We start from the raw sequence: 8,389 nt of genomic DNA on the forward strand, positions 1-8,389 counted from the left end.
GGCCAGACGAACGGCCTCGCGGATCTCCTCGGGCGTCGCGTCCGGGCGCCCGTAGGCGATGTTGTAGCCGATGCTGTCGTTGAACAGCACCGTATCCTGCGGGACCACGCCGATCGCCTGACGCAGGCTGTGCTGGGTCACTTCACGGATGTCCTGACCGTCAATGGTGATGCGGCCCGCCTCGACATCGTAGAACCGGAAGAGCAGGCGGGAGAGCGTCGACTTGCCGGCGCCGCTGGGGCCCACCACCGCGACCTTGTGGCCTGCGGGAATCTTGAGATTGATGCCCTCGATGATCGGGCGCTCCGGGTGATAGCGGAAGTGCACCTCGTCGAAGGCCACGGTGCCCTCGCGCACCTCGAGGTCGGGGGCTCCCGGCCGGTCCTGCACCTTCACCGGCTGCTCCAGCAGGCCGAACAGCCGCTCGATATTCGCCAGCGACTGTCGGATCTCGCGGTACACGAAACCCAGGAAGTTCAGCGGAATGAAGAGCTGGATCATGTAGGCGTTCACCATCACCAGGTCGCCCAGCGTCATGCTGCCGTCGGCGACCCGCTGTGCCGCGAGGATCATCATCACCGTGATGGCTGCGGCGATGATCAGCGCCTGGCCACTGTTCAGCAGCACGAGGGAGAGCACGTTCTTCATCCGCGCCGTTTCCCAGGCGGCCAGCCCCCGGTCGTAGCGCTCGGCCTCGAAGCGCTCGTTGCCGAAGTACTTCACTGTCTCGTAGTTCAGCAGGCTGTCGACCGCGCGGGTCGTCGACTCGTTGTCGCGCAGGTTCGCTTCGCGCACGAAGCGTGTGCGCCACTCGGTGATCAGCACCGAGTAGGCCACGTACACCCCGATCGCCACAAGGATGGTGACCATGAACACCGGCCCGACCGCGATCAGCAGGATGAACGCCACCAGCAGGATCTCGATCATGGTTGGCAGGATGTTGAAGACCATGAACCGCAGCAGGAAGCTGATGCCGGTGATGCCCCGTTCGATGTCCCGGGACAGCGCGCCCGTCTGCCTCGAGAGGTGAAAGCCCAACTCGAGCCGGTGCAGGTGCTCGAAGACCTGCAACGCCGCCCGGCGCATCGCACGCTCCGCGACGCGAACGAACACCGCATCGCGCAGCTCTCCGAAGAAGGTGGCGAAGAAGCGCAGCAGCCCGTAGGCGACCAGCAGCGCCAGGGGGACGGCGACCAGCGCCTCCACTCCGGCATCCTCGAAGTGGTCGACGATGAACTTCAGCGCGATCGGGACCGTGACGTTGGCCAGCTTCGCAAGGCCCATCAGCCCGAGGGCCAGGAACAGGCGCCCGCGGTACTCCGAGAGATAGGGCAGGAGGCTGGCGATGATGCGCCAGTTGATGGCCCCTTCGGGCGCATCGACGGGCGAGGCGTGGCCACGCATGGCAGAATCCCGGGTTAAGCTGAAGACCGCGCGCTGCGCGGACGAAATCCCCCGTTCCCGGTTGCGGGAGAGGGATGGGGCGACGGAACGATCACGGCGATCGGTGACCGGTCTTCCTGTTTCGGAGTGGCACGTATCGCCATGACCCTTCACAGAGCGGCACAGTGCGCTCACTCTACGGTGCCGCCGGCGGCGAGGTCCAATGCGCCTTCCGCGCCGCGGCATTCAGCGGCAAGCGTGCGCGGGGTGGGCTGCCTATGGTACCCAGGGACGGGAGAGTGGAATGTGGAAGACAGATGACCAGCGCCCTGACACAGACGATCGCGCATTGACTCCGGAACCCGAGCGACTGCTCGCCGACGTGTTCGGCTATCCCGGCTTCCGCGGCGCGCAGCGGGAGATCATCGAGGCCGTGGTCGCGGGCGACGATGCGCTGGTACTGATGCCCACGGGCGGCGGCAAGTCGCTCTGCTACCAGATTCCGGCGTTGCTGCGGCCCGGGGTCGGCATCGTGATCTCGCCGCTGATCGCGCTGATGCACGATCAGGTCGCCGCCCTGCGTCTGAGCGGTGTGCGCGCCGCCGCGATGAACTCGGCGCAGTCCGCGGCCGACAACCGGGGCGCCGAGGAGGCACTGCGGGCGGGGGAGCTGGACCTGGTGTATGTCGCCCCCGAGCGGCTGCTGCTGTCGCGCACCCTGGAGTTGCTGGACCGTTGCCGGGTCGCCCTGTTCGCAATCGACGAGGCGCACTGCGTATCCCAGTGGGGACACGACTTCCGGCCCGAGTACATCGGGCTGTCGGTCCTGGCGGAGCGCTTTCCCACGGTGCCCCGGATCGCGCTCACCGCCACCGCGGACCAGGCCACCCGGCGCGAGATCGTGTCGCGGCTCGGTCTGGAGGAGGCTCGCCAGTTCGTCAGCCCCTTCGATCGGCCGAACATCCGCTATCACATCGGCCAGTCCGACAGCGGCAGCGCACGGAACCGGCTGCTGCGATTCATCCGCGAGGTCCATCCCGGTGAGGCGGGGATCGTCTACTGTCTGTCGCGCCGGCGCGTGGAGGCCATTGCCGACTGGCTGGGCGGTCAGGGTCTGGTCGCGCTGCCCTATCATGCCGGATTGACCACCGCGCAGCGGGAACGCCACCAGACGCGCTTCCTGAAGGAGGAGGGCGTGATCATGGTCGCGACCATCGCCTTCGGCATGGGGATCGACAAGCCCAACGTGCGCTTCGTCGCGCACCTCAATCTCCCCCGCAGCGTCGAGGCGTACTACCAGGAGACCGGCCGTGCCGGGCGCGACGGGCTGCCGGCCGACGCCTGGATGCTCTACGGGCTACAGGACGTGATCACGCTTCGGCAGATGATCGAGCAGTCCACCGCCGGCGACGAGCACAAGCGCGTCGAACGGCACAAGCTGGAGGCGATGCTCGGGCTCTGCGAGCTGACCAGTTGCCGGCGGCAGGCGCTCCTCGCCTATTTCGGCGACGAGCTTCCCGAGCCCTGCGGCAACTGCGACACCTGCCTGAATCCGCCCGCGACCTGGGACGCCACCGTCCCGGCGCAGATGGCGCTGTCCTGCGCCTACCGTACGGGCGAGCGCTTCGGCGTGAACCACCTGGTGGACGTGCTGCGCGGGCGGGGCAATGATCGGGTGCGTCGGTTCGGTCACGATCGGCTCAGCACCTTCGGCATCGGTGCGGACATCGAGCCGGCCGAGTGGCGGGGTATCTTCCGCCAGCTGATCGCGCGCGGACTGCTGCGCGTGGATCTCGAGGGCTTCGGCGCGCTGAAGCTCGACGAGTCCTGCCGTCCGCTCCTGCGTGGCGAAACCCGCGTTCATCTGCGGCGGCAGGGCCGGCCGCCACGCCCCGAGCGCCCGGACCGCGCCTCCCGGGAGTCGGTAGAGGCGGCGTTCACTCCTGCGCAGCAGGAGCTCTGGGAGGCGCTGCGCGCCTGCCGCCGGCGACTGGCGGACGCCCAGGGTGTGCCACCCTACGTGATCTTTCACGACGCGACGCTGCGCGAGATGGTGCACGCCGCTCCCGCCAGCCTGGAGGAGTTCGCCGGCATCTCGGGCGTCGGTGTGGCAAAGCTCGATCGCTACGGGGACGAATTCCTGTCGGTGATACGTCAATACTCCCAGCTATAATTCAAAGACTTCGACGGCAAACGGGGATCTCAAGTGAACGAACACGCCTTTCTGCGACCCTACCACGATGTTCGCGGTGGATACGTTTACATCAACCCCGAGCAGGCCAGTCGTTTTGCCAAGGGGATCGCCGGCGATTTCAACCCCATTCACGATCCCCACTCGAAGCGCTTCTGCGTGCCGGGTGACCTGCTCTTTGCACTGGTGCTGGCACGCTATGGCGTCAGTGCCAGCATGCGCTGCCGCTTCGTCGGTATGGTCGGCGACGAGGTGCCGCTGGTCTTTCCCGAGGAGCCCGGAGCAAGCTTTGCGATTACCGATACGCATGGCAAGGCCTATCTCGAGGTCGAGCGGGAGGGCCCGGTGGTCACCGATCCTTACACGATCGAGGCCCTGACCCGCAGCTACGCCGCCTTTTCCGGCCAGAACTTCCCGCATGTCCTGGTCCCGCTGATGGAGCAGCACCAGGTGATGGTGAATCCGGCGCGCCCGCTGGTGATCTACGACGGGATGTCCCTGCAGCTGCAGGAACCGGTATCCGGGCTTACCGAGACGGTCCAGCCCCAGCTGGAATCCGCGGAGATGGAGGTGGAGGGCAAGCGTGGGGATGTACGCCTGGACTATGCGCTGTGTGTGGAAGGCGATCCCTTCGCCCACGGCAGCAAGCACCTGGTCCTGAGCGGACTGCGTCCCTTCGATGCCGAGGTGATGCGTGGACTCGAGGCACAGTACGCCAGCTGGAAGGCCGCCTACGAGGCCGTCTGAGCACCGAACCGGTCGGAGCGGCCGTGGGCGCACCAATGCGGTGCGTCTCCTGCGTGCTCGGCCCGCGTGCGGCGCACCAGGATAGTGCGCCACGCTGACGCTGCGCCGACCCATGCGTGAACGTCAGTGGTGACCCGGCCGCAGAGTCAGCGCGCCGGGGTTGGTCCGCAACTTGCACACCAGTGCTCGGGCAAGGCAGCCGGAGCAGTGGATCGATGTTGGTAGTGCGCCTGTGCGGCGATACCGTGCCGAAGAGCTGGAATCGCTGGGGACGACCCCTGACGCGGGACTCGGTCCATCTCTGGGCCTTTCCGCTGCCAGCCGGGATGGACCTGGCCAACCTCGTGCGGGCGCTGGTGCTGGAGACGCCTCACGATCTGCTGGAATCCTGTCTCGCGGTGTGGATCAACCCGGATTTCGACGGCCGCCTGCCGATCTCGGTGCTCGATGAACTGGAACCGCTGAGCGTGCTTCACACCCGGCTGCACGAGCCATGGATCATGGGCGAGCTCGGCAAGCTGGTGCATCCCGGTTTCCAGCCGGTGGTGTCGCTGGCAGGGTCGGGCCGGCTCTTCGGTTACCAGATGCCCTGTTTGCTCGAGCACCCCGACCGAGGCGAGATCTCGGGCCCGGAATTCTATCTGCTCGCGCGCCACGCGCGGCGTCTGGAGGCCGTCGAGCAGGCCTGCCAGATCGCCGCGCTGGCACGCCGGTCCGAGTACCTGCCGACTGGAGTGCCGACATTCATCCGTGCCTTTCCGCGTTCGCTGCTGCAGCATGATCCGCGGCGGCATCCCTCCTATACCTGCCTGGAGCGTCTTGGCGTGAATCCCCGGGACATCGTGATCGAGGTCGCGGACCGTGGGCAGGTGGACGACATTGACGCATTGATCAACAGCTGCGGCGTCCTGCGCAGCATGGGGTTCCGGATCGCCCTGGACGAGGTGGGTGCGGGGATGGGTCATGTCGGGCTGATGGTGGGGCTGGAGCCCGAGTTCATCTGGCTGGACAGGGGGCTGATCGAGCATGCCCGGCAGAGCGCGACCGGCGGCTCGCTGCTGGAGGGCCTGGTCGCGACCGCCCGCGGCATCGGTGCCGCAACCGTGGCGGACGGGCTGGACGATGCCGGCAGCCTGGGCCTGTGCCGCGAACTGGGCGTGGACTTCGGTCAGGGCGACCTGGTCGGCCCCTGCGCGCAGGTACCCGCGGCACCCTGCTCACTGCCGCCGCCGGCCTGAGCCCCTGGCGGGCACGCCGCCGCTTTATCCATGCCAGGGGCTTGCCACGGCCGGAGCCCGTTGCGCACCATGAGGTCTTCACGTTCAGGCCGTGCAGGAGCACCATGCGGATTCGGGGATTGAGGGCGGGATGGGCAATCGGGCTGGTGCTGTGGGCCCTTGGGGCATCCGGCCACGCCGGGGCGTCGTTGCCGGAGCCATTGCAGCGGGCGCTTCATGCAGAGGGTCTGCCGGCCGCCGCGGTGGGGCTGTGGGTGAAACGCGTGGGCGATCCCGCCCCGTTGCTGCAGCACAACGCACGCAGCCTGTTCAACCCGGCCTCCACGATCAAGCTCGCGACCACGCTGGCCGCGCTGTCCGAACTCGGACCGAGTCACGTGTGGACCACGGAGATCCACGCGACCGCCCCGGTTCGGGACGGCGTGCTGCGCGGCGACCTGGTACTGCGCGGGACCGGCGATCCGGCCATGGTGAGCGAAGAGCACTGGCGCATGCTCGGTGCGCTCCGACGCACGGGCCTGCGCCGGATCGAGGGGAACGTGTACCTGGACACCAGCCACTTCTACCTTCCGGTCGAGGATCCCGGTGCCTTTGACGGGCAGCCGCTGCGTGCCTACAACCAGCCGCCGCACGCGCTGATCGTGAACGCCAATGCCCTGCGGTTTCACGTGATGCCCGATGCCGAGGGGGCGGGCGTCCGCGTCACGGCGGACCCCCCGTTGCCGGGTCTGCAGATCGTGAACAACCTGCGCGCGGTCGAGGGTGAATGTGGCGGCTGGCAGCGCGGCATACGCTACGAGGTCGAGAACGGCGTCACGGACGCGCGGGTGATCCTCGACGGAGACTATCCGGTGAATTGCGGGAGTTACGAACTGTTGCGCACGGCGATCCCGCCCGAGACCTACAATCGGGAGATCTTCCGGCTGCACTGGTCGCAGTGGGGAGGCGAACTGCAGGGAGACGTGCGCTACGGTGTTCTACCGCTTGATGACGGCCCGCCATTGCTCGCGCACCAGTCCCGGCCGCTGGGCGACATCATCCGGGTCGCGAACAAGTGGAGCACCAACGTGGTTGCCCGCCACCTTGCCCTGACGCTGGGTGCGTCGCGCCATGATCCGCCGGCCACGGTGGAGAAGGCCCGCGATGCCCTGTACGAGGTACTGGCCGGTCTGGGGGTCGGGGTGGGCGGGATGATCATCGACAACGGATCGGGTCTCAGCCGCCATGCGCGCATCACGCCGGAGCAGCTCGGTCAGGTGCTGCAGGCCGGCTGGGACAGCCCGTGGCGCCCGGAATTCGTGTCCTCGCTTGCGATCGCCGGCCTCGACGGCACGATGCGCCGGCGCTTCGGCAACGGCCCCGAGTCCGGCCGCATGCACCTGAAGTCCGGCCACCTCAACCAGGTGTCGGCAGTGGCCGGCTACGTCCGCAACCGCAGCAACGAGGACGTGATGGTGGTGCTGCTGGTCAACCATCCGAACGCCCACCGGGGCAGCGGCAGCCGTCTGCAGGAGGCGGTGCTGCGCTGGGTGCACGACCTTTGACCCCGGTCATGCCCGGCATGGGAGGCGGTCTCGATGCCAAGGGGCCGGGGCAGATGCCATCCAGCGGCTGGAGCGCCTCAGTGGCGTTCCAGTTTGCCCAGTTCCCCCAGTAGCGAGGCCACCAGCGACTCTCCCTGCGGACCCATGCCCTTGCACAGGACTTCCGGATTCCTCTCGCCGTCGACCAGTCGCTTGGTGATCGCACCGAGACGCGCCATGTCGCCGCCGGCGCGGGTCATCTGTTCCGCCATCTGCGACAGCCAGTGCAGCGACTGGGCATCGCCCCGGCTGGCCGCATGAATCATCTGCGCAAGGCCTGGCGCGGCCTGCGTGGGATCGGTCGTGTCCTCGGGGTCGGGGAGGGTTGCCGGGTTCTGGATGCCGGTGAGGATCGCGGAGAGGATCACCGTGTCCTCGTCATCGAGACCGCGCAGCAGTTCGGGATCCCGTTCGCCCTTGAGCACCCGGCGGATGCGCGCGACAAGGTCGGTCCACCCGCCCTGCTCGGCGTGTGTAAGCACGGGATCGAGCTCCACGCGGGCCTGCTCGCTCTGGGTGGCCTGAACCACCAGACGAATGAGTCCGGCGTGGGCGAGGCGGATCTGCTGATCTCTGGTGGACATCATCATGGCGGCGTCTCCGTCGATGACTGCGATCGCGGGTCACGAAGATAGCCCAGATCGCTCCGTTGAGCGAGACGCCCATCCGCAGCGCCTGTGCTTTCCAGCGTGCGCTCGGGCACAATAGGCGCTGGTTATACGCGCTGAGGAAGGACGCGGTGGAAGAGCAGATGACGATGGGGCTCTGGTTGCTGATGATCGTGCTGGCCGTGGTGCTGGCCGGCCTGCTGGGGTTCTGGATCGGTCGGACCACCAGCCATGAGCGCCGCCTGATCCGCGAACTGGAGACGGAACTCGACAATCGGATGCAGGAGCTCAACCGCTACCGCAGCGCGGTGAACCAGCACTTCGATCGCACCGCCACGCTGTTCGCGGGCATGGCCGGCGCCTACCGGGACCTTTACCACCACCTTGCGGAGAGTTGCGAGGAACTCGCCGACAGGCCGACGCGCGAGCGGCTCGAGGACCGGGCCGGGCGGCTGCTCGCGAATGTCCCGATGCGCGAGGGTCGCGAGGGTCAGCAGGAGGCCGAGCAGAAGCCGCGCAGCCCCGACACCCGCGAGCGCGAACTCGACCTGAAGCCCCCGCGCCCGGACTGAAGCGACGGCCCGGATGTAGCAGGAGGTCAGCCCCCCGGCGGCCTTCCCAGACGCCAAGCCGCCGAGC

General features: G+C 67.7%; 7 protein-coding genes. 5 read left to right on the forward strand and 2 right to left on the reverse strand.

The window, feature by feature from the left end; all coding sequences use genetic code 11:
• Nucleotides 1-1,404: ABCB family ABC transporter ATP-binding protein/permease (locus tag ACESMN_RS12650; RefSeq protein WP_373053965.1), on the reverse strand; the 1,404-nt coding region annotated here is incomplete at its 3' end.
• 283 nt (nucleotides 1,405-1,687) lie between these two features.
• Between ACESMN_RS12650 and recQ the strand changes: the two genes are divergently transcribed.
• From recQ to dacB, 4 genes are all read left to right on the forward strand, one after another.
• Nucleotides 1,688-3,556, forward strand: a complete 1,869-nt coding sequence (recQ, locus tag ACESMN_RS12655; protein ID WP_373053966.1) for a DNA helicase RecQ — start codon at nucleotides 1,688-1,690, stop codon at nucleotides 3,554-3,556.
• A gap of 33 nt (nucleotides 3,557-3,589) precedes the next feature.
• A complete protein-coding gene (locus tag ACESMN_RS12660) occupies nucleotides 3,590-4,321 on the forward strand; it encodes a DUF3581 domain-containing protein (protein ID WP_373053967.1) in 732 nt (243 codons plus the stop codon).
• A 215-nt stretch (nucleotides 4,322-4,536) separates the two neighbouring features.
• Nucleotides 4,537-5,559 carry an EAL domain-containing protein gene (locus ACESMN_RS12665; RefSeq protein WP_373053968.1) on the forward strand — a complete coding sequence of 341 codons (1,023 nt, stop codon included), beginning with the start codon at nucleotides 4,537-4,539 and terminating at the stop codon, nucleotides 5,557-5,559.
• 104 nt (nucleotides 5,560-5,663) lie between these two features.
• The gene (gene dacB / locus ACESMN_RS12670; RefSeq protein ID WP_373053969.1) at nucleotides 5,664-7,103 is read left to right on the forward strand and encodes a D-alanyl-D-alanine carboxypeptidase/D-alanyl-D-alanine-endopeptidase; all 1,440 of its coding nucleotides are present in this window, start codon (nucleotides 5,664-5,666) and stop codon (nucleotides 7,101-7,103) included.
• 77 nt (nucleotides 7,104-7,180) lie between these two features.
• Here dacB and ACESMN_RS12675 read toward each other — a convergent pair whose 3' ends face one another.
• Complete coding sequence (locus ACESMN_RS12675; RefSeq protein ID WP_373053970.1) at nucleotides 7,181-7,732, reverse strand: hypothetical protein; 552 nt, start codon at nucleotides 7,730-7,732, stop codon at nucleotides 7,181-7,183.
• Between the two features lie 149 nt (nucleotides 7,733-7,881).
• Here ACESMN_RS12675 and ACESMN_RS12680 point away from each other — a divergent pair, with 149 nt between their 5' ends.
• Complete coding sequence (locus ACESMN_RS12680) at nucleotides 7,882-8,322, forward strand: YhcB family protein (RefSeq protein ID WP_373053971.1); 441 nt, start codon at nucleotides 7,882-7,884, stop codon at nucleotides 8,320-8,322.
• The last annotated feature ends 67 nt before the right edge of the window (nucleotides 8,323-8,389 follow it).

The sequence above is a fragment of the Thioalkalivibrio sp. genome (assembly GCF_041690275.1).
Taxonomy (GTDB): Bacteria; Pseudomonadota; Gammaproteobacteria; order Ectothiorhodospirales; family Ectothiorhodospiraceae; genus Thioalkalivibrio.

Coding starts and splice junctions, on each gene's coding strand:
- recQ (WP_373053966.1), top strand. CDS start 1,688: ATGTGGAAGACAGATGACCAGCGCCCTGACACAGACGATCGCGCATTG.
- ACESMN_RS12665 (WP_373053968.1), top strand. CDS start 4,537: ATGTTGGTAGTGCGCCTGTGCGGCGATACCGTGCCGAAGAGCTGGAAT.
- dacB (WP_373053969.1), top strand. CDS start 5,664: ATGCGGATTCGGGGATTGAGGGCGGGATGGGCAATCGGGCTGGTGCTG.
- ACESMN_RS12675 (WP_373053970.1), bottom strand. CDS start 7,732: ATGATGATGTCCACCAGAGATCAGCAGATCCGCCTCGCCCACGCCGGA.